This window comes from Microbacterium dauci (assembly GCF_030065535.1).
Classification (GTDB): Bacteria; Actinomycetota; Actinomycetes; order Actinomycetales; family Microbacteriaceae; genus Microbacterium; species Microbacterium dauci.
Genome location: NZ_JASJND010000004.1, coordinates 401,224 through 425,048, shown reverse-complemented (window position 1 = coordinate 425,048; position 23,825 = coordinate 401,224). Strand labels below are relative to the sequence as shown.

The window sequence follows — 23,825 nt, the reverse complement described above, 5'->3', positions numbered from 1 at the left end:
CCGGTGCCCCGCCGCCCTTCCGGGTGGCGGGGCACCGTCGCGTCTGGGCACCCGGGTGCCGGGGCGCCACTGTGCCCCGGCGCCCGCGTGTGCGGGGCGCGGCGTGCACAACGTCTACCGGCGGGGTCAGCGCTCGACGAGGACGCCGTCGGCGTCTGCCCACAGGTGCGCGCCGGGTCGGACGACCACGCCGCCGATCACCACGGGCACGTCCACCTCGCCGACGGCGTCCTTCGCGCTCTTGCGCGGGTTCGACCCGAGCGCCTTGACTCCGAGGGGCAGCGCCGCGAGGGCGACCCGGTCGCGCACCGCGCCGACGATGACGACGCCCGCCCAGCCGTGCTCGACGGCGGATGCCGCGATGAGGTCGCCCATCAGCGCGGACTCGAGCGATCCGCCACCGTCGACGACGAGCACCGCGCCGTGACCCGCCGTGCCGAGCACCTGCTTCACGAGACCGTTGTCGCGGTGGCAGCGGATCGTCCGCACCAGGCCGTCGAACGCGAGTCGTCCGCCGAGATCGAGGAACTGTGTCGGAATCGACGCGAGGTCGTCGCCGCGCTCGTCGTACAGGTCTGCCGTCGCGATGCCCATGCCCGCCACGCTAGATCGCCGTCGCGACCCTCACGTCGAACCGGTGCGCAGAAGATCGACCGGAATTCCGCAGGTCGGAGGATCGGGCGGGTCAGTCGTCGTCCTTCGGCCCGCGCTTGTCGCGGTTCGCCTGCTTCTCGGCCTCTTTCGCTGCCTTCTCGGCTTCCTCGGCGGCCTTCTTCGCGTCTTTGGCCGCCTTCTCGGCAGCCTTCCGCTCGGCCTCGGTCAGCTCCGGCGTCACCTCCGGCGACGGTGCCGCCGGCGTGGCGGCAGGCGAGACGACCGTGGGCGGCGTTGACGGAGTCGCCGGGCTCGACACCATGCTCGCGCCGATCGTCCACACGACAACGGCGACGACCACGGCGACCGCAGCGAAAGCCGCGACGGCGGCGACGGGCAGTCGGCGCTTCGCTACGCGAGCACCGCCCTGGCCCGCGGGCGCGGGAGCCGGCGGCACCGCCTCGGTGTACCGACGGGTCGGTGCGTCATCGTCGGGCACACCCACTGCGACAGTCGGCGTCTCCGCGGCGCCCGCTGCTGCGGCACCCGTCGCGCCGGGGATCGAGCCCGCGGCATCCACTCGCCCATTCAGCGCCTCTGCCGCGCGCACGACCTCCAGCGCGGTCGGCCGCGCCGACGGTTCCGCCGCCGTCATGCGGCCGAGCAGGTCGACCCATCCCGGGCCGAGGGATGCCGGTATGTCGGGCGGCGTGCTGAGCCGGGCGAGCGCCGAGCCGAGGCTGTCCGACTGCGGGTACGCCCGTCGGCCGGTGAGCGCTTCGAGCAGCACGAGCCCGAGCGCGTAGATGTCTGCGGCTGCGGCGGGCTCGGCGCCGCGGACTTGCTCGGGCGCGAGGTACGCGGCGGTCCCGATGACGGTGCCGGGCGAGGTGACCCGGGCGGTGTCGAGGAGCAGGGCGATGCCGAAGTCGGCGAGCTTCGCACGCGCGCGCCCGCCGGGGACGTGCGACTGCGCGAACAGGACGTTGGACGGCTTGAGGTCGCGGTGCACGACACCCGACGCGTGGACGACGTGGAGCGCTTCACCGAGCTCGGCTGCGAGCTCGGTGACTTCCCTCGACGGCAGCGGTCCGGCGGCGATCCGGTCGGCGAGCGTCGGGCCGTCGACGAACTCCATGACGAGGTACTCGGGCTGCCCCGGAACGAGGCGGGCGTCGAACAGCGTGACCAGCGAGGGGTGGTTCAGCGAGGCGAGGACCGTCGTCTCGCTGCGGGCCCGTTCGGGGACGGCCATCCCCTCGAGCCCGGGGCGGATCAGTTTGAGCGCGACCGTCCGGCCGAGACTCGTGTCCTCAGCGCGGTAGACGCGTGCCATGCCTCCCTCGCCGACGAGGTCGCCGAGGCGGTAGCGGCCGTCGAGCAGCGGCTCGGCCGGGCGCTCGTGGTCGGTGGGCATGGCGGCATCCTTCGATCGGGTCGCCCCGACGTTACCGCCTGACGGCCGTGGGATCCCCGGTCTTGACGTGGCGTCCGCGAGCGCTCCTGCGTGTCCTGCGATGACGCCGCCGGCCCCGCCCCGCACAACCTCAGGTTGAATGGAAGCACCCCGATCCCCTCCTGGAGACCCATGCTCGACCGTGCCGCGACCACCGACCGTCCGATCCTCGACGTGCTCACCGAGCGGTGGAGCACCCGCGTGTTCGATCCGGTCACCCCGATCGACGAAGAGGCGCTGGCGTCGGCGCTCGAGGCTGCGCGATGGTCGCCGTCGGCGTCGAACACGCAGCCCTGGCGGTTCATCGTGGCGCGCCGCGGCACGGCATCGCACGCGAAGATCGTCGACGCGCTGATCGGGTTCAATCAGGGCTGGGCACCGGATGCCGCGGCTCTGGTCGTCTTCGTCGCCGCGACCGAACAGGGCGGCAAGCCGCTCCGCTGGGCGGCGTACGACACCGGCCAGGCGGCCGCGCACTTCACGGTGCAGGCGCACGCCGCGGGACTCGTCACGCACCAGATGGGCGGGTTCGATGCCGACCGCCTGTCGGCGTCGTTCGATCTGCCGGCAGACCTTCGCCCGCTCACCGTGACCGCGGTCGGCGCCCTGGGTGACATCGCTGCCGCGTCGGAGCAGATGCGCGAGCGCGAAGCCGCACCCCGCACCCGCCGCCCGGTGTCAGACTCCGTCCTCCTCGACGACTGACCCCCGTCCGTTTACGAACGGATTTCGGCGTTATCAGGTGCTCCGAAGCCGCAAAAGTCGTGCGTAAACGGACGGGCGTCAGGCGCGCGGATTGAAGTCCGGGTGCAGGACGGTGACCAGCGAGTACGGGTCGCCGTCGTCGTCGGGCCCGCGCTCCTTGAACTCCTGCAGCAGGCCGTAGAGCCGCTGCTCGAGCTCCGCAAGATGCTCGGCGTTCAGCCGCAGACCGAGCCAGGTCGCGTCGACGTCTTCGGGGTCGACCGCTTCGAGCTGCTGCCGCATCGTCTCGAGCAGCACGATCGACTGGTTCGGCAACCGCGGACCCCGCCACGACTTCCCCGTCGCGCGATACGGCACCTCGCGGGCGCCGCGCGCACCGGCACGTGCGTCCTCGGCGACGAGTAGCCCCGTGTCCACGAGAGTGCGGACGTGGTGCAGCATCGTGCCGGGGTTCATGTCGAGGAGTTCGGCGAGCTCCTTGTTCGTGCGCGAGTCGAACGCGCAGAAGCGGAGGATGCGCAGCCGCAGCGGCGAGCTGAGCGCGCGCGCGATGGCCGCGGCATCCGCTTCGTCCGTCTCGTCGGTCATGCGCACATCGTATGCGATTGACAAAGCCCAATCACACCGCGCAGACTGATCGACATGTCCCAATCACTCGGACCGGATGCCGCACCGGAGCCCGGCCCGCAGCCGTTCGACGAGCTCGACCCGCCCGCCCACGAGGCGACCCCGAAGCGGGGACTCTGGCGCGACGGGAACTTCCTCACGATGTGGGGCGGGCAGGCGCTCAGCCAGTTCGGGGCGCAGATCACCGAGCTCGCGCTCCCGGTGCTCGCGGTGCTGCTGCTGCACGCAACCGAGTTCGAAGTGGGCGTCTTGAACGCGGCCGGCACCGCGGCGTTCCTGCTCATCGGACTCCCCGCCGGCGCGTGGATCGACCGGATGCGCAAGCGCCACGTGATGATCTGGGCCGACCTCGTGCGCGCGGTCGCCCTGGCCGCACTCCCCCTGCTGTGGTGGGCGGGCGTACTCGAGATCTGGCACATGGTCGTCGTCGCGCTCGTCATGGGTGTCGCGACCGTGTTCTTCGACGTCTCGTATCAGAGCATCGTCCCGTCGCTCGTGCGCGACGACCAGATCGCCGACGCGAACGGCAAGCTGCAGGCGACGCAGGAGCTCGCCGGGATCGCCGGCCCCGCGGCCGGCGGCTGGCTCATCGGCCTCATCACGGCGCCGTTCGCGATCCTCGTCACCGCGGTCACCTACCTCGTGTCGCTGGTCGCGCTGCTGCGCACCCGCGACACCGAGGTCGTCGCACCGAAGGGGTCGCACGACCCGCTCGTCCGGTCGATTCGGGAGGGGCTCGCCTGGGTGTTCGGCAACCCCTACCTGCGGCGCATCGTCGCGACGACCACGGTGTCGAACTTCTTCAGCACCCTGACGTTCACGCTCGTCCCGATCTTCATCCTGCGCACGCTCGGGCTCTCGCCCGAGGTGATGGGGTTCGTGTTCATGGCCGGCTCGCTCGGCGGACTCGCCGGCGCGTTCGCGACGGCGCACATCGTGAAGTGGGTCGGCGAGGCGCGGGCGGTGCCGCTCAGCGCGATCATGTTCTCGGTCGTCGCGCTCATCCTGCCGGTCGCGGCGGCCGTGCCGCAGATCGCGGTGCCCCTGCTGATCGTGCAGAACTTCCTGATGATCTTCGCGGTGCTGGTCTACAACATCACGCAGGTCACGTTCCGCCAGCGGATCACCCCGAAGCGCCTCCTCGGGCGGATGAACGCCTCGATCCGCTTCTGCGTGTGGGGCGTCATGCCCATCGCAGCACTGCTGGCCGGCGGTCTCGGCACGTGGCTCGGCACGACCGCGACCCTCTGGATCGGCTCGGTCGGCGCGCTGCTGTCGGCGGCCTTCGTGGTGATCGGCCCGTTCTGGCGCCGCGATCTGCCCGCCGCGGCATCCGACTAGTCCGTTTACGAACGGTATCGGGCGTTATCCGAGCCGTCAGAACCCCAGAAATCGTGCGTAAACGGACCGGGAACGGGATGCCGCAGGTTCACACGCTCAGCGCGAGACCCGACCCGTCGACCGCGACGTCGACGCGGACGGTGTCGCCGTCGTGGATGCCGCCCGAGAGCAGCGCCATCGCGAGGCGGTCCTGAATCTCGGACTGGATGAGCCGGCGCAGCGGCCGCGCACCGAACAGCGGGTCGTAGCCTCGCTCGGCGAGCCAGGCACGCGCGTCGGGCGTGACCGAGAGCGTGAGCCGGCGATCGCGGAGCCGCCGCTGCAGCGCGTCGACCGCGAGCTCGACGATCTGCGCGAGGTCGGACTCGTCGAGCGGCTGGAACATGACGATGTCGTCGAGCCGATTGAGGAACTCGGGTCGGAAGACCTGCCGCACCATGGCCATGACCTGCTCGCGTCGCACCTCGTCCGACAGCGTCGGGTCGATGAGCACGCCCGACCCCAGGTTCGACGTGAGGATCAGGATCGTGTTCGTGAAGTCGACCGTGCGCCCCTGCCCGTCGGTGAGCCGGCCGTCGTCGAGCACCTGCAGCAGCACGTCGAACACCTCGGGGTGCGCCTTCTCGACCTCGTCGAGCAGCACCACCGAGTAGGGGCGGCGACGGACCGCTTCGGTCAGCTGGCCGCCCTGCTCGTAGCCGACGTACCCGGGAGGGGCACCGACGAGGCGGGCGACCGAGTGCTTCTCGCCGTACTCGCTCATGTCGACGCGGACCATCGCCCGCTCGTCATCGAAGAGGAACTCCGCGAGCGCCTTCGCCAGCTCGGTCTTGCCGACGCCGGTCGGCCCGAGGAAGAGGAACGATCCGGTCGGCCGGTTCGGGTCGCTGATGCCGGCGCGCGAGCGGCGCACCGCGTCCGACACCGTCTTCACGGCGGCCCGCTGCCCGATGAGGCGCTTACCGAGCTCGGCTTCAAGGTGCACCAGACGCGATGACTCGCTCTGCAGGAGCTTTCCGACCGGGATGCCGGTCCACGCCGCGATCACGTCGGCGATGTCCTCTTCGGTGACGCGATCGCCGACCATCCGCGCGGCGGCGTCGCCGGACTGCTCGGCACTCTCGGCCTCGGCGAGCTTCCGCTCGAGTGCGGGGATCTCGGCGTACAGCAGCCGCGACGCCCGCTCGAGGTCGCCCTCGCGCTGCGCACGCTCGGCCTCGACGCGCGCGGCATCCAAGCGCGTCTTGTAGTCACCGACGGCGTTGAGCGACGCGCGCTCGCGCTCCCACCGGGCCTGCAGCTCGTCGAGCTGCTGCTGCACCGCTGCGAGCTGTTCGCGCAGGGCCGCGAGGCGCTCCTGCGACGCGGCGTCCTTCTCCTTCTCAAGCGCGAACTCCTCGAGTCGCATCCGGTCGGCCTGTCGCTTCAGCTCGTCGATCTCCACGGGGCTCGAGTCGATCTCCATGCGCAGCCGCGACGCCGCCTCGTCGATGAGATCGATGGCCTTGTCGGGCAGCTGCCGCGACGGGATGTAGCGATTCGAGAGCGCCGCAGCGGCGACGAGCGCACCGTCCGAGATCGTCACCTTGTGGTGCGCCTCGTACCGCTCCTTGAGGCCGCGGAGGATCGCGATCGTGTCTTCGACGCTCGGCTCGCCGACGTACACCTGCTGGAAGCGGCGCTCGAGCGCGGCATCCTTCTCGATGAACTCCCGGTACTCGTCGAGCGTCGTCGCACCGATGAGGCGGAGTTCGCCGCGCGCGAGCATGGGCTTGAGCATGTTGGATGCCGCGACAGAACCCTCGCCGCCACCGGCGCCCATGAGCGTGTGGAGCTCGTCGATGAACGTGATGACGCGCCCGTCGGACTCGGTGATCTCTTTGAGGACGCTCTTGAGGCGCTCCTCGAACTGGCCGCGGTACATCGCGCCGGCGACGAGCGCCGAGATGTCGAGCGAGATGAGTTCCTTGTCCTTGAGCGACTCGGCGACGTCGCCCGCGACGATGCGCTGTGCGAGCCCCTCGGCGACGGCGGTCTTGCCGACGCCGGGTTCGCCGATGAGCACGGGGTTGTTCTTCGTGCGTCGGGTGAGCACCTGGCTGACGCGGCGGATCTCGCTGTCGCGGCCGATGACCGGGTCGAGCTTGCCCTGCCGGGCGCGGTCGGTGAGGTTGATGCCGAACTGCTCGAGGGCGCTCTGCGGCTCCTCCTGCCCGGCTGCCGGCTGTGCGTTCATCGTGATGCTCCCGTTGAAAAGTTGAGTCGCTTACGCTCAACTTTAGCACGCAGTGTCGAGACTACGAAGCCATTTCGTCGACGCAGGCGAAGCGCGCGCGGTACGCCGTCGGCGTCGTGCCCAGCACGCGCGAGAAGTTCTGCCGCAGCACCGCCGCCGAGCCGAAGCCGCACTCGTATGCGATCGCGTCCAGCCCGAGCTGGGTCTGCTCGAGCAGCCGCTGCGCGTGCAAGATCCGCTGCCGCCCGAGCCACGCCGCAGGCGTCGTGCCGTGGTCGGCTTTGAATCGGCGGGCGAAGGTCCGCGGCGACATGTGCGCCTTCGCGGCAAGCTGGTCGACCGAGAGGTCGAGCCGCAGGTTCTCGAGCATCCAGTCGGTGACCGGCGCGAGCGAGAGCGACGTCGTGACCGGCAGCGGGGCGGCGATGAACTGCGCCTGCCCGCCGTCGCGCTGCGGCGGGACGACCATGCGTCGGGCGATGATGTTCGCCGCCTCGGCGCCGAGTTCGAGCCGCAGCAGGTGCAGACACGCGTCGAGCCCCGCCGCGGTGCCGGCGCTCGTGATAACGCGACCGTCCTGCACGTAGAGCACGTTCGGGTCGACCTCGATGTCGGGGTACATCCGTGCCATCGTGTCGGCGTATCGCCAGTGCGTGGTCGCGCGCTTTCCGGCCAGGACACCGGATGCCGCGACGACGAACGCGCCACTGCAGACCGTCAGCACCCACGCGTCGCGCTCGACCGCGTGCCGGACGACCTCGAGGGCGCGGGGGTCGGGCGCGTCCCACGCCGACCGCGGAATGGGCGTCACCACGACGAGGTCGGCCGTCTCGGCGAACGACAGATCGTGCTCGACGTTGATCGAGAATCCGAGGTTGCTCGGGACGACGCCGGGCTCGGGTGTCACGATGCGGAAGTCGAAGTTCGGGATGCCTTCGTCGCTGCGATCGAGCCCGAAGGCCTCGCAGGCGAGCCCGAACTCGAACGGCGCGAAGCCCGGCAACACGACGCACGCGACGGTGGTGAGCATGGTTCCTCCTCGTGCCGTGGCAGATTTCCTGCGAACACTGGCATCCCTGCCACTTTTGGCAGGATCGAGACAAGCATAGCGTTTCTGCCATGACCGCACTCATCGTCTTCATCGCCCTCCTCGGCGCCGTCCTCGCGGCGGTCGCCGGATCGTTCCGCACCGTCACCCGCGACGGGTACCGCGCCGTCCCCACCCGCCCCGACCGACCCCGCTTCCCCTGACCCGGAACAGGCACGAACGCTTCCGGCGCGGCCGAACCGCCCCCTAGACTCGGCGCGCCGGAAGGAGCGCCATGACCGACCCCACGAGCGACCCGCAGCCCCAGCCGTACGCACAACCCACGCCGCCGCACGCGTACGGCCAGCCGCCCGCACAGCCGTACGGTCAGCAGCCCCCGCAGTATCCGGCGCAACCGCCGTACGGCCAGCCACCCGCCGTCGCGCACACGCAATACGGGCAGCCGCCCCAGCCGTACCCCGGCCAGCCGTATGCCGCGGCGCCGCACCACCCGGCACCCGCGGCATCCGGTCGCGGGCTCGGCCTGATGGCACTGATCGTGGGCCTGCTGCCCGCGATCTTCGGCGCGTTCACGCCGCTGCTGTACTCGACGTACTACGCGACGTTCGCGTACGCGCAGGCCAGCATCATCAGCGGCATCAGCTCATTCGCCGCGCTGTTGGTCGGGTCGGCCGCGATCATTCTCGGCGCCGTCGCGACACGCCGCCGCGGTCCCGGGCTGCTGCCCGGCGCGATCGGGATCGGCCTCGGTATCGCCGTCGTCGTCTCGACGGTGATGGGCTTCCTGGTGTCGTTCGCCCTCACGGGCGGCGCATACTTCTGAGCAGCGCCCGCTCAGTCGCGCCGGTCGACCAGATCGGATGCCGCGGCGAGCAGCGTCGCCGCGGAGCGGCCCCAGTCGAACGTGCGGATGTGCTCGGTGCCGGCCTCGACGAGGCGCTCCCGCACACCGGGCTCGTCCAGCGAGCGGACCGCCGCGACGACGGCGGCAGGGTCGTGCGGGTCGACGTACAGCGCGCCGTCCCCCGCGACCTCCCGGAAGATCGGCATGTCGGTCACCACTGCGGGCACGCCGAGCTCGAGCGCTTCGGCCACCGGCAACCCGTAGCCCTCGTCGAGGCTCGTCGTGACGAGGGCGGCATCGTCGGCGAGGAGCGCCGCGTACGCGGCATCCGTCACCCCGTTGTGGAACACGAGCCGGCCGCCACCGGCGAGGGCGGCGTACTCGGCCCGGCGCTCGGGTGAGATCCGCGACAGCAGGTGCAGCGTGTGCTCGGGCAGCTGGCGCATCGCGGTGGCGAGGACTTCGACGTTCTTGTACCGCATGAACGAGCCCATGTAGACGAGGTTGCGCACCGGGCCCGTGCCGACCGCGACGCCGTCCGGCAGCAGCTCGGCGAGGCGTTGCGGCGCGTTCGGGATCACGACGACCGGCCGCTTCGTGAGGCGGACCGCGGCGAATTGGGCGGCGCTCGTCTCGCTGACCGTCGCGACGAGGTCGGCCGCGTTCAGCGTGAGCCGTTGCGGCCAGTACGACAGGTGGAACAGCCGCCAGCCGATGCGCACCGGCCACGGCAGGTTCCGCGGCGGCGTGCGGTGCCGGTAGTAGATCGTGTCGTGCAGCGTGAGGATCAGCTTGAACCTCCGGCCCGCCGAGCCGATCGTCTGCATCGGCGAGAAGACGACGTCGGGCCGGTGGCGGTTCAGCAGCAGCGCGGTGAACGGCTCGCGCGCCGAGGTCGGTGCGTGGATCTTCAGCACCGCGGCATCCGTCGGCAGGAACCGGCGCTGCGCCTCGTCGTGAATGAGGAAGGTGACGTCAGCGCCCGCCGCGGCGACCGCGCCCGCCAGCTCTGCCGAGTATCGGCTGATGCCGTCGTGGAAGTCGGTGCGGATGTAGCGCGCGTCGAAGAACAGCCGCATGTCAGCGCTCGAGGGGCTCGCCCCGGTACAGCTTCTCGAACGTATCGAGGGTGCGTTCGATGTCGTGCACCTCGATGCCGTCGAGCGACGCCTGCTGCATGCGGTCGTACTCCTCCTGCGGCGCGGTGAGCACCCGGCGGAGCTTGTCGGCGAGGTCGTCGACGTCACCCGGCTCGAACAGGTAGCCGTTCTCGCCATCGTGGATCAGGTGCGGCAGTGCGACGGCGTTCGCGCCGACGACGGGCAGGCCCGAAGCCATCGCCTCCATCGTGACGATGGACTGGAGCTCGGCGACCGAGGCGATCGCGAAGACGTCGGCCTTGCCGTACGAGGCGCGAAGCGTCGCCTCGTCGACCCGGCCGTGGAAGGTGACCCGGTCGCCGAGGTTCAAGCGCTCGGTCCACTGTTCGAGGTTCTTGCGCTGGTCGCCACCGCCGACGACGTCGAACGTGATGTCGGGAAGCTCCGGGGCGAGCTTCGCGATCGCCTGGAGAACGACCTCGACGTGCTTCTCGGTCGTGAGACGGCCGACGAACAGCACGCGCGAGTGCTTGCGGGGCGTGCGGTCGGGGGTGTAGTTGCGCTTGTCGATGCCGCAGCTGATCGGCACGACGCCCGAGATGTCGATCGTCGCCTCGAGGAACTCCGCCGCCTTGCGGGTGGGGGTCGTGACCGCGCGCGACATCTTGAAGGTGCGTTCCGCGTCGGCCCACGCGAGCTTCAGGAACACGTCGTAGAGGAACTTCGGCAGCAGCGTGAAGTCGAGGATGTTGTCGGCCATGATGTGGTTCGTCGCCACCACGGGGATGCCGCGCTGCCGGGCGATCCGAGTGAGTCCCCGGCCGATCACGATGTGCGACTGGCTGTGCACCACGTCGGGCTTGACCTCGCTCAGGATGCGCCGCGCGTAGTGCTTGGCACGCCACGGCCACACGAACCGCAGCCAGTCGTGCGGCGCCCACCGCACGCCGGGGAGGCGGTGGACGATGAGGTCCTGGTCTTCGATGTGCTCGGTGAAGACGCCGTGGTTGCGGTAGCCGACGCTCGGCGTGACGACGTGCACCTCGTGGCCGCGGCCAGCGAGGCCGGCGGACAGCCGCTCGGTGAAGCGCGCGCCGCCGTTCACGTCGGGCGCGAAGGTGTCTGCGGCCATCACGATGGTGAGCGGGCGGGGGGTCGGCGCGGGAACGTCCGAGGGCGTCACGGTCACGGTGCGGGCCTATCTGTGCGTCGGTGTGGCGCGGGGTCTGCGCGTGTGGCGCGGCCGGTGGTCGCGGCGCTGCCGATGTCCAATTCTCCCACAGGGCGGTTTTCTGTCAGCCGGGCCGCATCGGCGCGCCGTAGCCTGACGACATGGCCAGGCTTCTCGCGCACGCTGACCCGGACCGCTGGGTCCCCATCACCGGCTCGTTCGGGCTGCGCGGTCGCCGCGCCCGCAAGAAGGCGATCGGGATGCTGCTGACGCAGGCGAACACCGCGTTCGGCCGCGACGTCGCCGGCAGCCGGGTCGCCGCGTGGGCGATGAGTCAGGCCCTCCCCGCGCTGATGCGCCGGGCCGACGGGCGCGTGCTCGCGTGGGTGTGGAGGAGCGACCCCGAGCTGCTCGTCGTCATGGCGCAGGTGCAGGAACTCACGCCGCAGCTGCGGGTCGCGCGGGCCACGATGCCCATCGAGTACGACGACACCGAGAACTTCACCGGCTCGCCGCTCGGCGTCGGCGAGAAGCTCGTCATGCCGCTGCCGCCGAACGAGCGGCAGACGCCGTTCGCGAGCTACACGTGGGACACCGGCACGCACCTCGTGACGCTCACCGCCGTCATCCCCGACCGCGAACGCTTCGGCACGGTCCTCCCCGCCGTCGACGAGCTCGCCCGGTCGCTCCGACTGGTCGACGACCTCACCGCGGGCGAGTCGACGACGCTGCGCATCGATCCCGCTTGAGTGGAAGCCGCGCCGCGGCATCCACTCGCCGGCCGTCAGTCCTGGTCGAGCTCGGGACGGCGGTAGAGCACCACCTCGGTGGCGCGGCGGACGCGCGCGCCCTGGCGGAGCGTCACCACCGCGCCGCTCGCGCCGGCGGCGAACACGCGCGCACCAGGACGCTGCTGCACCTCGGTGCGCAGCTGGCGCTCGAGCGCGCGGACCTCGCGGCGGAGCGCGGTGACCTCATTCTCGAGCTCGAGGATGCGGGCGATCGCCGGCAGGCTGATGCCCTCCGCCGACATCCGGGCGACCTCGCGGAGCTGGCGGATGTGGCGCAGTGAGTAGCGGCGCGAGCCGCCGCGGGTACGACCGGGGACGACGAGTCCGATCCGGTCGTACTGCCGCAGCGTCTGGGCGTGCATCGAGGCGAGTTCGGCGGCCGCGGTGATCGCGAAGATCGGTGCGTCCTCGTCGAGCTGTTCGTCAGCCATGTCGCTCGCCCCTCCTCTCACGGGCAGTCTGTCAGTCCCCAGACCGGAAAGCGTCAGTCGCGCGCCTTCGACATGAGGTCGGCCCGCGGGTTCTCCTTGGGCTCGAGCTCGGCGAAGCGCTCCAGCGCCTCCCGTGCCGGGCCGTCGAGGTGCGTCGGCACCGCGACCTGAACCTCGGCGAGCAAGTCGCCGGTGCCCTTCGACGTCTCGACACCGCGACCCTTGACGCGCAGCACGCGGCCAGAAGGGGTGCCGGGTGCGACACGGAGCTTGACCGGTTCGCCGCCGAGGGTGGGCACCTCGATCGTCGCGCCGAGCACGGCCTCGGTGAAGGACACCGGCACCGACACCCGCAGGTTCAGCCCGTCGCGCGTGAACACGGGGTGCGGACGCACCGACACCGACAGCACGATGTCACCGGACTCGCCGCCGTCGGGCGACGGACGACCCTTACCGCGCAGGCGGATCTTCTGCCCGTCCGAGACACCGGCGGGCACCTTGATCTTGAGCGGCTTGCCGTCGTCGCCCTGGAGCGTGATCGTGTCGCCCTTCACCGCGGTGGTGAAGTCGAGCGTCGTCCGCGCAGTCACGTCGGCGCCGCGCTGCGGCCCACCGAATCCGCGGAAGCCGCCCGTCGACTGCCCGAAGCGGCCCGAACCGAAGCCCGACGGCCGCCCCTGCTGGCCGAACATCGCGAACAGGTCGTCGAAGTCGGCCTGCTGTCCACCGCCGCCGGGCGAGAACCTGCTGAACACGTCCTCGAACCCGCCGCCGCCGGCACCGGGCGCGAAGCGTGCGCTCCCCGAGCCCATCGCGCGCAGCTGGTCGTACTCGGTGCGGCGCTCTGTGTCGCTGAGCACCGAGTACGCCTCGCTGATCTCCTTGAACTTCGCCTCGGCCGCGGCATCCCCCGCGTTCGAGTCGGGGTGGTAGGTGCGCGCCAGCTTGCGGTACGTCTTCTTCAGCTCTGCGTCGGAGACGTCTTTGGACACACCGAGGACCTTGTAGAAGTCCTTGTCGAACCAGTCCTGACTGGCCATTGCCCCTCCTCCCCGTTACTCGGCCGGAACGGCGACGACGACCTTCGCCGGGCGCAGCTCGATGTCGCCCAGGCGGTAGCCGGTCTCGACGACCTCGAGGATCGTCGGCTCGGTCACCCCGGGGGTCGGCGCCTGGAAGATCGCCTCGTGCTGCTGCGGGTCGAACGCGTCACCGGCGGCGGCGTAGCGCTCGACGCCGAGACGGGTCACGACGCCGCGGAGCTTCTCGGCGATCGCCGACAGCGCGCTGCCCTCGGTGAGGTCGCCGTGCTTCTCGGCACGGTCGAGGTCGTCGAGCACGGGCAGCAGGCCCTTCGCGACCGAGCCCTTGGCACGGGCGAGTTCGACCTCGCGCTGGTCCTCGGTGCGGCGGCGGTAGTTGGCGTACTCGGCCTGCACGCGCTTGAGGTCGAGCAACAGGTCGTGCTCCTCCTCGGGCGCGTCCGCGACGGCGGCCTCGTCGGACTGCGCCGCGCCGAGGATGTCCTCGATCGTCAGCTCGTCCGCGGCATCCGTCTCGGCCTGGTCCCCCTGCGGGGCGGGGTCGGAAGCGTTCGCCTCCGACCCCTCCGCGCCGAGGACCTCGTCGCCGTCGTCCGGCTTCTCGAAGTCCTTGTCGGCCATGATTACTTCTTCTCGTCCTCGTCTTCGACGACCTCGGCGTCGACGACGTCCTCATCAGCGGATGCCGCCTGCTCGCCCTCGGGCGCGTCGGTCGGTGCCTGCGCGGCGTCGGCCTGGCTCTGCGCGTAGATCGCCTCGCCGAGCTTGCCCTGCGACTGGTTCAGCTTGTCGAAGGCGTCCTTGACCGTGTCGTCGTTGTCGCCGGCGAGCGCCGTCTTGAGCGCGTCGACGTCGGCCTGGACCTCGGTCTTCACGTCTTCGGGCAGCTTGTCCGCGTTGTCGGCGATGAGCTTGTCGACGGAGTACGCGAGCGTCTCGGCCTGGTTGCGGACCTCGGCGGCCTCGCGGCGCTTCTTGTCCTCGGCGGCGTGCTCCTCGGCCTCGCGCACCATGCGCTCGATGTCCTCCTTCGCCAGCGACGAGCCGCCGGTGATGGTCATGGACTGTTCGGTGCCGGTGCCCTTGTCCTTGGCGGACACGTGGACGATGCCGTTGGCGTCGATGTCGAAGGTGACCTCGACCTGCGGCACGCCGCGGGGCGCCGGTGCGATGCCGGTGAGCTCGAAGGTGCCGAGCGGCTTGTTGTCGCGGGTGAAGTCGCGCTCGCCCTGGAAGACCTGGATCGCGACCGACGGCTGGTTGTCGTCGGCCGTGGTGAAGGTCTCGCTGCGCTTGGTCGGGATCGCCGTGTTGCGCTCGATGAGCTTGGTCATGATGCCACCCTTGGTCTCGATACCGAGGCTCAGCGGGGTGACGTCGATGAGCAGCACGTCCTTGCGCTCACCCTTGAGGACACCGGCCTGCAGGGCGGCGCCGACGGCGACGACCTCGTCCGGGTTCACGCCCTTGTTGGGCTCCTTGCCGGCTTCCTTCTTCACGAGCTCGCTCACGGCGGGCATACGCGTCGAACCACCGACGAGCACGACGTGGTCGATGTCGCCGACCTTGATGCCGGCCTCGCGGATGACGTCCTCGAACGGCTTCTTGGTGCGGTCGAGCAGGTCCTTGGTGAGGTCCTCGAACTTCGCGCGGCTGAGCGTCTCCGACAGCGAGACCGGGCCCGAGTCGGTGAGCGAGAGGTACGGCAGGTTGATCGAGGCCGACTGCGACGAGGACAGCTCCTTCTTCGCCTGCTCAGCCGCTTCCTTCAGACGCTGGAGGGCGATCTTGTCGCTCGAGACGTCGACGCCGGTCGTGTCCTTGAACTGCTTGATGAGGTACTCGACGATGCGCTGGTCCCAGTCGTCACCGCCGAGGCGGTTGTCACCGGCGGTGGCGCGCACCTGGATCGTGGAGAAGTCGTCGTCCTTGCCCACCTCGAGGAGGGAGACGTCGAACGTGCCGCCACCGAGGTCGAAGACGAGGATGAGCTCGTCCTCCTTGCCCTTGTCGAGGCCGTACGCGAGGGCCGCGGCGGTGGGCTCGTTGATGATGCGGAGCACGTTGAGGCCGGCGATCTCGCCGGCTTCCTTCGTGGCCTGACGCTCGGCGTCGTTGAAGTAGGCGGGGACGGTGATGACCGCGTCGGTCACGGTGTCGCCCAGGTACTGCTCGGCGTCGCGCTTGAGCTTCTGGAGGATGCGGGCCGAGATTTCCTGCGGCGTGTAGTTCTTGCCGTCGATCGCCTGGGTCTTCCAGTCGGTGCCCATGTGACGCTTGACCGAGGTCAGCGTGCGGTCGACGTTGGTGACGGCCTGGCGCTTGGCGGTCTCGCCGACGAGCACCTCGCCGTCCTTCGTGAATGCGACCACCGACGGGGTGGTGCGCAGGCCTTCGGCGTTGGCGATGACCTTCGGCTCGCCACCCTCGAGGACGCTCACGACCGAGTTGGTCGTTCCGAGGTCGATTCCCACTGCACGTGCCATGTGTGTCTCCTTCGTGTGCGGATCCAGACCGGATCTGAAGTCTGCCGCGGCAACCTGAGCCGCGTTGACTCAACGTTAGCTCCGTCGAAATCGAGTGTCAAACCATGTTGAGTCGACTCATATCAACTTTCCAGCGAGCTGATGCCGCGCACCCGGGCCCATGACCACCGCGCTTCACCGGCGCGCCCGCACGGCGCGCTAAAGTGCGGCTCATGACGAACACCACCGGCGGTACGCCCGAGGTTCCCGCGACCGCCGACAGTGGGGCACTGCCCGTCATCTTCCAGGACCTGCCCGAGCGCGAGATCCCGCGGAAGCGCGTGTACTCGTGGGCGATGTGGGACTGGGCGATGCAGCCGTTCAACACCGTGATCCTCACGTTCGTGTGGATCGCGCTCTACCTGACCTCGCGTCAGTTCCTCGATCCCGCGGTGCGTGAGTCCGGCCTCCTCGCCGATGGCTCGTACCTGAACTGCAACGAGTCGGCGAACCTCGGCAGCGCGTATTGCCAGGGCCTCACCGACCTCTCGGAGTGGTGGGGGTGGGCGAACTTCGCCGCCGGCATCCTGATCCTCCTCGTCGCCCCGGTGCTCGGGCAGCAGGCCGATGCCCGCGGCAGCAAGAAGAAGTGGATCATCGGCGCCACGCTCGCCGTCGCCCTCGCGCAGTTCTCGCTCTTCTTCGTCGAGGCCGACCCGATGTACTTCTGGTTCGGCGCGCTCGCGGTCGCGATCGGCGCCGTCATCTCCGAGATCGGAAATGTCAGCTATTACGCGATGCTCTCCGAGGTCTCGACGCCGAGGACGGTCGGCCGCGTCTCGGGGCTCGGCTGGGGCCTCGGCTACATCGGCGGCGTCGTCGCGCTGATCGCCTGCATCCCGGTCCTGTTCGGCCTCGGCCAGGACAACCCGCTCGCCTACAAGATCGTCGCGGTGGTCTGCGCGGTGTGGACCCTCGTCTTCTCGATCCCGCTCTTCCGGAACGTCCCCGAGTCCCCCGCCTACGGCGGACCGGTGCCGGTCGGCTTCTTCCGGTCGTACGTCGTCCTCGCGAAGCACCTGAAGCGACTGTTCCAGACCAACCGTCCGACGTTCTGGTTCCTCCTGTCGGCGGCGGTCTACCGCGACGGCCTCGCCGGCGTCTTCGCATTCGGCGCGGTGCTGGCGGCGCAGGGTTTCGGGTTCTCGTTCCTCGAGGTGATCGCGTTCGGACTCGCCGCCAACCTGGTCGCCGGCGTCTCGACGATCCTCGCGGGCCGCCTCGACGACAAGATCGGTCCGCGGCGCCTCATCATCATCACGCTCACCGGACTCGTCGCGATGGCGTTCATCGTCTTCGCGCTCCGCGACCTCGGCACGATCATCTTCTGGGTCTGCGGCCTGCTGCTCTGCGCCTTCGTGGGCCCCGCGCAGGCTGCCAGCCGCAGCCTGCTCACCCGCCTCACCCCCGAGAGCAACCAGGGCGAGATCTTCGGCCTCTATGCCACGACGGGCCGTGTGGCCTCGTTCCTCTCGCCGCTGGCGTGGTCGCTCTTCCTCGCGTGGTTCGGGGGCATCGTCTACGGCGTGCTCGGCATCGGCCTCATCCTGCTGATCGGCCTCGTCATGCTGCTGTTCGTGAAGCTCCCGACGCCCTCCCGCACTTGATGAGTGGATGCCGCGCCCGCGGCATCCACTCGGCACGGCATCCGCTCCACCGCCCGCGAGAGAACACCCCGCGGACGAGGGAACGGCTGCACCCCGTTCCCTCGGCGAGGAGATGTTCTCTCGATGATGGATGCCGCGGCGTCGGGGCCCTGCGGGCGCGCCGACGCCGCACCACCCCGCCCGGTCAGCGCTCCGCGCGGGCGAGATTGGCGCGCAGCTCGTCGGCGGTCTGCGCGACGACGTACGCGGGCTGATCGCGCTCGACGCGCCAGCTGTCGGCGAGCGCACCGATGTTGACGGTGTCGTAGCCGAACTCGTCGTACAGCGCGGTGATGAACGCGACGGCGTCGTCGGCGTCACTCGCGGTGGCGAGCGCGCGACGCCCGTCGGTGCCGGCCGGGCTGCCGTCGGTGAGGATCTGCGACGCCATGATGTGGTTGAAGCCCTTCACGACGGCCGACTCCGGCAGCCGCTCCTGCAGCAGCTGCGAGGTCGTGGTCTGCTTCGCCTCGAGCGCCTCGATGCGACCGTCGCGCTCCCAGTAGTAGTTGTTGGTGTCGACGACGGTCTTGCCTGCGAGCTCCGCGACCGGCAGCGTGTCGATCGCCTGCATCGGGACCGTCACGACGGCCCAGTCGCCGAAGGCGGCGGCATCCGTCGGTGTCATGGCCTGCGCGCCGATGTCCGCCGCGAGCTCCGCCAGGGTCTCAGGCCCGCGCGAGTTGCTGATCGCGACGTCGTAGCCGCGCGCGACGAGGCCCTTCGCGAGCGTCGATCCGATGTGTCCTGCGCCGATGATTCCCACACGTGTCATGCGTGGGTGCAACGCGGCTCAGGCGCCCGCATTCCCGTCACCTCGGTCGCGTCCGCGGAGCCAGGGGAACCGGATGCCGCGTTCGTTGGGCTCTTCGACTTCGAGGCCGTAGTGCTCGCCGATGTCGGCGACGAACTGCTTTCGCTCGGCGCGCGCGTACGCGGCGCGCTCGCGTTGGAACGCGACGACCGTCGACCAACACATGAGCAGCATCACGACGGAGAACGGCAGCGCGATCAGGATCGCGGCGGTTTGCAGGGCCGTGAGACCGCCTGCGAGCAGCAGCGCACTGGCGAGCACCGCCGTGAGCGCGACGAAGAACACGCGCACCCATCGCTTCGGCTCGGGGTTCCCGCCGGAGGCGATCATGCCCATGACGAGGGCGCCGGAGTCGGCCGAAGTGATGAAGAACACGGCGATCAGGATGATGGCGCCGACGGTGAGGACCGCGCCGGCCGGGAGGTTCGCGAAGAGCTGGAACAACGCACCCTGCAGATCGACCTCGCCATCGGGAGTGAGCATCGACCCCGGCTCGGTGAGCTCGAGCAGCAGCGCGGAGCCGCCCAGGACGGCGAACCAGAGGATGCCGACGAGGGTGGGGACGAGCAGCACACCCGCGACGAACTGTCGGACCGTACGGCCCTTACTGACTCGGGCGATGAAGATGCCGACGAAGGGTGCCCACGAGATCCACCAGCCCCAGTAGAACGAGGTCCACGACGCCTGCCACTCTTCGCCCGCGGCGCCCTGGAAGGCGCTCACGGTGAACGACAGGCCGACGAAGTTCTGGATGTACGCGCCGATCGACTGCACCCACTCGCGGAGCAGGTACTCCGTGTTGCCGACGACGAGGAGGAAGACGAGCAGGAGCCCCGCGAGGATCAGGTTGAAGCTCGAGAGCCACTTCATCCCCTTGGTCACACCGGAGATCACGGATGCCAGCACGAACAGCGAGATCACGAAAATCAGGCCGATCTGGCCGAACTCGTTCAGCTCGGGCACACCGATCGCCGACAGTCCGGAGCCGATCTGCGTCACCCCGAGGCCGAGGGACGTGGCGACCCCGAACACGGTCCCGACGAGGGCCACGGCGTCGATGACGTTGCCGGTCGTGCCGCGCACGCGCTTACCGAGCAGCGGCTCAAGCGTCCAGCGGATGGAGATGGGGCGTCCGCGCCGGTGGATCGCGTAGGCAAGCGCGACACCGACGACGACGTACATCGCCCAGGCCTGCACACCCCAGTGGAGATACGTCTGCGTGAGCGCCCCCTGCGCGAGCTGCGCGGGCGTGCCCTCGACGCCGGGGCGCGGCGTCACGAAGTGGCTGAGCGGCTCGCTGACCCCGTAGAACACGAGCCCGATGCCCATGCCGGCGGCGAAGAGGAGCGCGAACCAGGCGCCGAGCGAGAACTCGGGCTTGTCGTCGTCCTTGCCGAGCTTGATGTCCCCAAACCGGCTGAAGCCGATGAAGACGGCGAAGGCGACGAAGAATGCCGCGATGAGCACGTAATACCAATTGAAGGCGTTGACGATCGAGGTCTGGATCGCGCCGAAGAACGCCTCGGCGGGCGCCGGGAAGATGATCGCGAACAGGCTGAAGGCGAGGATCACACCGGCCGCCGGCCAGAAGACCCATCGGGCGATCGTGCTCATCTGGCCGAAACGGGCCGTGCGCGTGGGGGTTTCGGAGGACGACGTTTCGGTGCTCACCGTTCCAGGTTCGCAAACCGGGCGGCATCCGGCCACCTATGGCGACCTTGCCGGGCCCTGTGGTAGTCGCTCAGTCCTGGGGCCAGGATGCGGCGAGTTTGCCGACGAGGCGGACGAGGTCGGCGCGCTCTTGCGCGCTGAACTCGGCCAGCGCGCGAGAGAGGCGGTCGCGCCGCTCGTCGCGGAATGCGCCGACTCGACCGCGACCGGTGGCGGTGAGGGCGATGCGCGTGCGACGCGCGTCAGCGGGGTCGGCTTCGCGCGCGACGAGCCCGAGCTCCACCGCCTGCTGGACGAGGCGCGATGCCCGCGGCTGATCGACGCCGATCGCGGCGGCGAGGTCGCTGACGCTCATCGGCCCGTCGGCGGCCGTCAGCACGTCGAGCAGGCGCATCCTGGCGGGCGCGCCGCCCAGCCGCGCGTGCGGCCCGAACGGGTGCGGGTGCTCTCCGCGTAGCCAGGGTGGGCCGGCGTGGCGGCCGGGGTGGCCGTGCGGGCCATCGTGGCCGTGGTCGCCGTGCAGGCGCGGCCCACGACCACGGACGCGCGAGAGTGCGGCGAGGAGTGCATCGAGGTCGGCATCCGGTTCGGTCACCATCCAAAGATACATGTCGCTTGACATGGAGTTGAATTCCATGTCACCATGCATATACATGCCATATGACAACTACTCGCGATCGACGATCGCACGAAAGGACGCACCATGACGGATGCATCGAACACCCCCCTGTCCATCGACCAGCAGCTCCTGCTCGTCGGCCGTCTGATCGGCCGCGAGCGCCACGTGGCGACGCACGGCGGCAGCGACGCGCTGGGCGCGCGCATCGTCGGCGCCCTCGGCGAGGGCGACCTCGAGGTGCTGCAGCGCGCGCTCGATGCCATCGCGGCGGAGCTCGGCTGGGATGCCTCGCAGCCCATGCCCGATCGCCCGCGGCACCACCACGGGTTCGGCCCCCGCCACATGCCGGCACCCGGCGAACCTCACCGGTTCGGCGAGTTCGGCCATGGCGATCACCTGCACCACGGCGACGACGTCGACCACGACGGGTGCGGGCGCCGCGGCCACGGTCGCGGGCCCGGTCACCGCCGGCACACCATGATGGCCGACGCGTTCGAGCGCGGCTTCACCCGCGGCTACGAGCACGCCCAGCGCGACTGAGCGCGGTCAGTTCCCCTTCGCACCGGCGTCGGTCGTCCCGACGTCGGTGCGGTGGAAGTTCTGGAACGACCGCGATGCGGTCGGCCCACGCTGCCCCTGGTAGCGGTTCTTGTACGAGCCGGTGCCGTACGGGTTCTCCGCAGGCGAGGTCAGGCGGAAGAAGCAGAACTGGCCGATCTTCATTCCGGGCCACAGCTTGATCGGCAACGTCGCGACGTTCGCGAGCTCGAGCGTCACGTGGCCCGAGAACCCGGGGTCGATGAACCCCGCAGTGGAGTGGGTGATGAGGCCCAGTCGACCGAGCGAGCTCTTGCCCTCGAGCCGCGCGGCGACGTCGTCGGGGAGCGTGATCTGCTCGAACGTCGCACCCAGTGCGAACTCGCCCGGGTGCAGGATGAACGGCTCGTCGGGCGCGACTTCGATGAGGCGTGTCAGCTCGGGCTGATCTTCGGCCGGGTCGATGAACGGGTACTTGTGGTTGTCGAACAACCGGAAGTAGCGGTCGAGACGCACGTCGACGCTCGACGGTTGCACCATCGCCGGGTCCCACGGGTCGAGGCCGATCCGGCCCCCGTCGATGTCGGCGAGGATGTCGCGGTCGCTGAGCAGCACGCGGCCAGCCTACTGGGGGTGCAGGCCGATCAGCGGACGAGTGCCAGCAGCCCCATTTCTTCACAGAGGCGGGAGTCGGTCACGCCGTCGAACTTCGGCAGCGCGGCGAGCACGCCGTCATCCGCTTCGCAGATCGCGAGATCCGGGTTGGCAGACGTTCCGGTCTCGGAGAAGACGCCCGCGCGCCACAGCGCACCGCAAAGGTCTTCTGCCATCGCAGCCCGCTTCGCGGCACGAACGACCTCGTCGTCGCCGACGCCATCGATGATCTCGGGCGGCAGGGAGACTTGCTCTTGTTCGCTGGTGAGGCTCGTTTCGCTGTAGCAGTACGCGCTGCGCGCCCGTTCGGACTGCCCAGCGAGCACGAGCGCCGTGCTCGCCGTCCCACCGGCGACGAGCGACACGCCGACGACGGTCGCGGTCACGATGCGCGCGCGGCGCACCCGTCTGGTGTGCGAAATGATCCCGTCTCGCACCAAGGACGTGATGCGTCTGTTGACGCCGTCCGGCAGATCCGTCCAGCTCATCTCAGTCTCCCCCATTGAGATCGAGATCGTTCCGCAGCCGTTGCCGCAATCGCGACAGACGGTTCCGGATCGACCCGTGCGTGGTCCCCAAGCGTGTCGCCGCCTGCTTGTAGGGCAGGTCTTCGAGAATGCAAAGCTCGAAGATCGCCCGATCCGTCGGCTCAAGCCGATCGACGGCGGTGCGAAGTCGGGCGATGGCGTCGTCGGTCGCGATCTTGTCCTCGGTACCCGGCGCCTGCGAGGCGGGCTCGGGGAACAGGTCGATCGATTCGGCCGGCCGGCGCCGGTTCGCGCGAGCTCGATTGCGTGCGAGGTTTTGCGCAGTGACGAGCAGCCAGGGCAGCGCCGACTCTCCGTACAAGGTGATCGACTTGCGCTTCACCCACATCGTGAGGAAGGCGTCGGCCGCGACCTCTTCGGAGTCTTGCACGGACCGCAGCGTCGTCATCGCGGCCCAGTACACCGGGGCGCGATGACGATCGAAAAGCACCGAGAAGGCGACGATCTCATCGGCGCGAAGGCGCGCGAAAAGCTCGCGATCGCTCATCTGCTCCGAGATCAGCTCGCTCATTCCCGTCCCCTGCAAAACTGCCTGCACATCTCGCTATGTCCACCTCTCGAAAAGCGTCTCAAGGTTTTTGCGGCCGGATATGTCCGATCCGCGGAGTGCGTCTCCACGATTCTGCACGCCCATATGTCCGCCGAAACCAATGCGTCTCAAACCGTTCTGGAATCGACATTCGCCCTCGCGGCGAGTTGCACCGCCATATGGGGCCGAGTGGAATGGAATGAGCCGCCACCGCCAGGTCGGCACGACTGCAAGGGGACAACGTAGTGAAGACTCGAATGGCGACCTCGCTCGCCGGCGCCGCCATCCTGGCGCTCATGCTGCTCGCACCGACCGCCGGTGCGCAGGCGACGCCCAGCACCGTCGGCGCCAAGCCGGCTCCCGCAGCGGCGGAGGAGCCGATCATCGAGCCCCGCTTCGAGCCGCGCATCGAACCGGGCAAGCACTGCGTCACGTCGCTGGACTACGGCCAGAGCGTCTGCGTCGAGAACGAGGACGACCTCGCCACGGCGGTCAAGGAAGAGACGGGCCTCACGCTCGTGGAGAGCACTGCCTCCCGCAAGACCTCCACGTCGTCGACCTCGACCACGGCTCGGGCCGCGTCTGCTGCGCCGGCCGTCCTGATCTCCCGCATCTTCGACGACGTCAACTACGGCGGCGGCTCGTTCGCCATGGCGTACTCCGGTGCCAACTGCTCGTCGTACACCTACGGGATGCCGAACCTCGGCGAGTACGGCTGGAACGGCCGCGTGTCCGCATTCAAGAGCTACAACGGCTGCAAGACCGCCCTGTTCTCCGGCACCGGCTACACGGGCTCTACCTACGGCTACCAGACGAACGCGTCGAGCCTCGGCTCATTCAACGACGACGCCCGCTCGTGGCGCGTGTCCTGACCTGACGCGATACGAGAAGCGCC

Annotated in this window: 25 protein-coding genes; 8 read left to right on the top strand and 17 right to left on the bottom strand. The window is 69.6% G+C overall.

What is annotated here, in order from left to right; translation table 11 throughout:
* Positions 1 to 126: 126 nt before the first annotated feature.
* Together rraA and QNI14_RS07120 are read right to left on the bottom strand one after the other, a co-directional pair.
* Positions 127 to 594 carry a ribonuclease E activity regulator RraA gene (gene rraA, locus QNI14_RS07125; RefSeq protein WP_283715808.1) on the bottom strand — a complete coding sequence of 156 codons (468 nt, stop codon included), beginning with the start codon at positions 592 to 594 and terminating at the stop codon, positions 127 to 129.
* Between the two features lie 91 nt (positions 595 to 685).
* Complete coding sequence (locus tag QNI14_RS07120; RefSeq protein WP_283715807.1) at positions 686 to 2,011, bottom strand: serine/threonine-protein kinase; 1,326 nt, start codon at positions 2,009 to 2,011, stop codon at positions 686 to 688.
* A 171-nt stretch (positions 2,012 to 2,182) separates the two neighbouring features.
* Between QNI14_RS07120 and QNI14_RS07115 the strand changes: the two genes are divergently transcribed.
* Complete coding sequence (locus QNI14_RS07115; protein WP_283715806.1) at positions 2,183 to 2,755, top strand: nitroreductase family protein; 573 nt, start codon at positions 2,183 to 2,185, stop codon at positions 2,753 to 2,755.
* Between the two features lie 78 nt (positions 2,756 to 2,833).
* Here QNI14_RS07115 and QNI14_RS07110 read toward each other — a convergent pair whose 3' ends face one another.
* On the bottom strand, positions 2,834 to 3,343 hold the full coding sequence (locus QNI14_RS07110; RefSeq protein ID WP_283715805.1) for an ArsR/SmtB family transcription factor: 510 nt from the start codon (positions 3,341 to 3,343) through the stop codon (positions 2,834 to 2,836).
* 54 nt (positions 3,344 to 3,397) lie between these two features.
* Between QNI14_RS07110 and QNI14_RS07105 the strand changes: the two genes are divergently transcribed.
* Positions 3,398 to 4,723 carry an MFS transporter gene (locus tag QNI14_RS07105; protein ID WP_283715804.1) on the top strand — a complete coding sequence of 442 codons (1,326 nt, stop codon included), beginning with the start codon at positions 3,398 to 3,400 and terminating at the stop codon, positions 4,721 to 4,723.
* A gap of 88 nt (positions 4,724 to 4,811) precedes the next feature.
* Here the strand turns inward: QNI14_RS07105 and QNI14_RS07100 are convergent, their stop codons facing one another.
* Together QNI14_RS07100 and QNI14_RS07095 are read right to left on the bottom strand one after the other, a co-directional pair.
* Positions 4,812 to 6,959, bottom strand: coding sequence for an ATP-dependent Clp protease ATP-binding subunit (locus QNI14_RS07100; protein ID WP_283715803.1), 2,148 nt, complete (start codon positions 6,957 to 6,959; stop codon positions 4,812 to 4,814).
* 61 nt (positions 6,960 to 7,020) lie between these two features.
* Positions 7,021 to 7,989: a GlxA family transcriptional regulator gene (locus QNI14_RS07095; protein ID WP_283715802.1), complete on the bottom strand. Its 969-nt coding sequence runs from the start codon at positions 7,987 to 7,989 to the stop codon at positions 7,021 to 7,023.
* An 89-nt stretch (positions 7,990 to 8,078) separates the two neighbouring features.
* On the opposite strand from QNI14_RS07095, the gene QNI14_RS07090 reads away from it, so the two are divergent.
* On the top strand, positions 8,079 to 8,210 hold the full coding sequence (locus tag QNI14_RS07090) for a hypothetical protein (protein WP_283715800.1): 132 nt from the start codon (positions 8,079 to 8,081) through the stop codon (positions 8,208 to 8,210).
* 71 nt (positions 8,211 to 8,281) lie between these two features.
* The gene (locus QNI14_RS07085; protein ID WP_283715799.1) at positions 8,282 to 8,830 is read left to right on the top strand and encodes a hypothetical protein; all 549 of its coding nucleotides are present in this window, start codon (positions 8,282 to 8,284) and stop codon (positions 8,828 to 8,830) included.
* 11 nt (positions 8,831 to 8,841) lie between these two features.
* Here QNI14_RS07085 and QNI14_RS07080 read toward each other — a convergent pair whose 3' ends face one another.
* Positions 8,842 to 9,930 carry a glycosyltransferase gene (locus QNI14_RS07080; protein WP_283715798.1) on the bottom strand — a complete coding sequence of 363 codons (1,089 nt, stop codon included), beginning with the start codon at positions 9,928 to 9,930 and terminating at the stop codon, positions 8,842 to 8,844.
* 1 nt (position 9,931) lies between these two features.
* Positions 9,932 to 11,083, bottom strand: coding sequence for a glycosyltransferase (locus QNI14_RS07075; RefSeq protein WP_283715836.1), 1,152 nt, complete (start codon positions 11,081 to 11,083; stop codon positions 9,932 to 9,934).
* Between the two features lie 200 nt (positions 11,084 to 11,283).
* On the opposite strand from QNI14_RS07075, the gene QNI14_RS07070 reads away from it, so the two are divergent.
* Entirely contained in the window at positions 11,284 to 11,871 is a 588-nt protein-coding gene (locus tag QNI14_RS07070) for a hypothetical protein (RefSeq protein ID WP_283715797.1), read from the top strand.
* Between the two features lie 35 nt (positions 11,872 to 11,906).
* Here QNI14_RS07070 and QNI14_RS07065 read toward each other — a convergent pair whose 3' ends face one another.
* The 4 genes from QNI14_RS07065 to dnaK are packed head-to-tail and all read right to left on the bottom strand — an operon-like array spanning position 11,907 to position 15,873.
* Positions 11,907 to 12,344 (bottom strand): heat shock protein transcriptional repressor HspR, encoded by a 438-nt coding sequence (locus QNI14_RS07065; protein ID WP_283715796.1) that lies wholly within the window; start codon positions 12,342 to 12,344, stop codon positions 11,907 to 11,909.
* 53 nt (positions 12,345 to 12,397) lie between these two features.
* On the bottom strand, positions 12,398 to 13,384 hold the full coding sequence (locus QNI14_RS07060) for a DnaJ C-terminal domain-containing protein (RefSeq protein ID WP_283715795.1): 987 nt from the start codon (positions 13,382 to 13,384) through the stop codon (positions 12,398 to 12,400).
* A gap of 15 nt (positions 13,385 to 13,399) precedes the next feature.
* Positions 13,400 to 14,008, bottom strand: a complete 609-nt coding sequence (locus QNI14_RS07055) for a nucleotide exchange factor GrpE (RefSeq protein ID WP_283715794.1) — start codon at positions 14,006 to 14,008, stop codon at positions 13,400 to 13,402.
* A 2-nt stretch (positions 14,009 to 14,010) separates the two neighbouring features.
* Positions 14,011 to 15,873, bottom strand: a complete 1,863-nt coding sequence (dnaK, locus tag QNI14_RS07050; protein WP_283715792.1) for a molecular chaperone DnaK — start codon at positions 15,871 to 15,873, stop codon at positions 14,011 to 14,013.
* 212 nt (positions 15,874 to 16,085) lie between these two features.
* On the opposite strand from dnaK, the gene QNI14_RS07045 reads away from it, so the two are divergent.
* Positions 16,086 to 17,519: an MFS transporter gene (locus QNI14_RS07045; RefSeq protein WP_283715791.1), complete on the top strand. Its 1,434-nt coding sequence runs from the start codon at positions 16,086 to 16,088 to the stop codon at positions 17,517 to 17,519.
* 184 nt (positions 17,520 to 17,703) lie between these two features.
* Here the strand turns inward: QNI14_RS07045 and QNI14_RS07040 are convergent, their stop codons facing one another.
* From QNI14_RS07040 to QNI14_RS07030, 3 genes are all read right to left on the bottom strand, one after another.
* Positions 17,704 to 18,333 (bottom strand): NADPH-dependent F420 reductase, encoded by a 630-nt coding sequence (locus QNI14_RS07040; protein ID WP_283715790.1) that lies wholly within the window; start codon positions 18,331 to 18,333, stop codon positions 17,704 to 17,706.
* Between the two features lie 18 nt (positions 18,334 to 18,351).
* A complete protein-coding gene (locus tag QNI14_RS07035; RefSeq protein WP_283715835.1) occupies positions 18,352 to 19,986 on the bottom strand; it encodes a BCCT family transporter in 1,635 nt (544 codons plus the stop codon).
* 127 nt (positions 19,987 to 20,113) lie between these two features.
* The gene (locus QNI14_RS07030) at positions 20,114 to 20,680 is read right to left on the bottom strand and encodes a MarR family winged helix-turn-helix transcriptional regulator (RefSeq protein WP_283715789.1); all 567 of its coding nucleotides are present in this window, start codon (positions 20,678 to 20,680) and stop codon (positions 20,114 to 20,116) included.
* A gap of 66 nt (positions 20,681 to 20,746) precedes the next feature.
* On the opposite strand from QNI14_RS07030, the gene QNI14_RS07025 reads away from it, so the two are divergent.
* The gene (locus QNI14_RS07025; protein WP_283715788.1) at positions 20,747 to 21,202 is read left to right on the top strand and encodes a hypothetical protein; all 456 of its coding nucleotides are present in this window, start codon (positions 20,747 to 20,749) and stop codon (positions 21,200 to 21,202) included.
* 6 nt (positions 21,203 to 21,208) lie between these two features.
* Here QNI14_RS07025 and dcd read toward each other — a convergent pair whose 3' ends face one another.
* The 3 genes from dcd to QNI14_RS07010 all read right to left on the bottom strand — a co-directional run bounded on the left by dcd (position 21,209) and on the right by QNI14_RS07010 (position 22,912).
* Entirely contained in the window at positions 21,209 to 21,814 is a 606-nt protein-coding gene (gene dcd / locus QNI14_RS07020) for a dCTP deaminase (RefSeq protein ID WP_283715787.1), read from the bottom strand.
* 29 nt (positions 21,815 to 21,843) lie between these two features.
* Complete coding sequence (locus tag QNI14_RS07015; protein ID WP_283715786.1) at positions 21,844 to 22,218, bottom strand: hypothetical protein; 375 nt, start codon at positions 22,216 to 22,218, stop codon at positions 21,844 to 21,846.
* Between the two features lie 124 nt (positions 22,219 to 22,342).
* Entirely contained in the window at positions 22,343 to 22,912 is a 570-nt protein-coding gene (locus tag QNI14_RS07010; RefSeq protein ID WP_283715785.1) for an RNA polymerase sigma factor, read from the bottom strand.
* A gap of 275 nt (positions 22,913 to 23,187) precedes the next feature.
* Between QNI14_RS07010 and QNI14_RS07005 the strand changes: the two genes are divergently transcribed.
* Positions 23,188 to 23,802 (top strand): beta/gamma crystallin family protein, encoded by a 615-nt coding sequence (locus QNI14_RS07005; RefSeq protein ID WP_283715784.1) that lies wholly within the window; start codon positions 23,188 to 23,190, stop codon positions 23,800 to 23,802.
* Positions 23,803 to 23,825 lie beyond the last annotated feature (23 nt).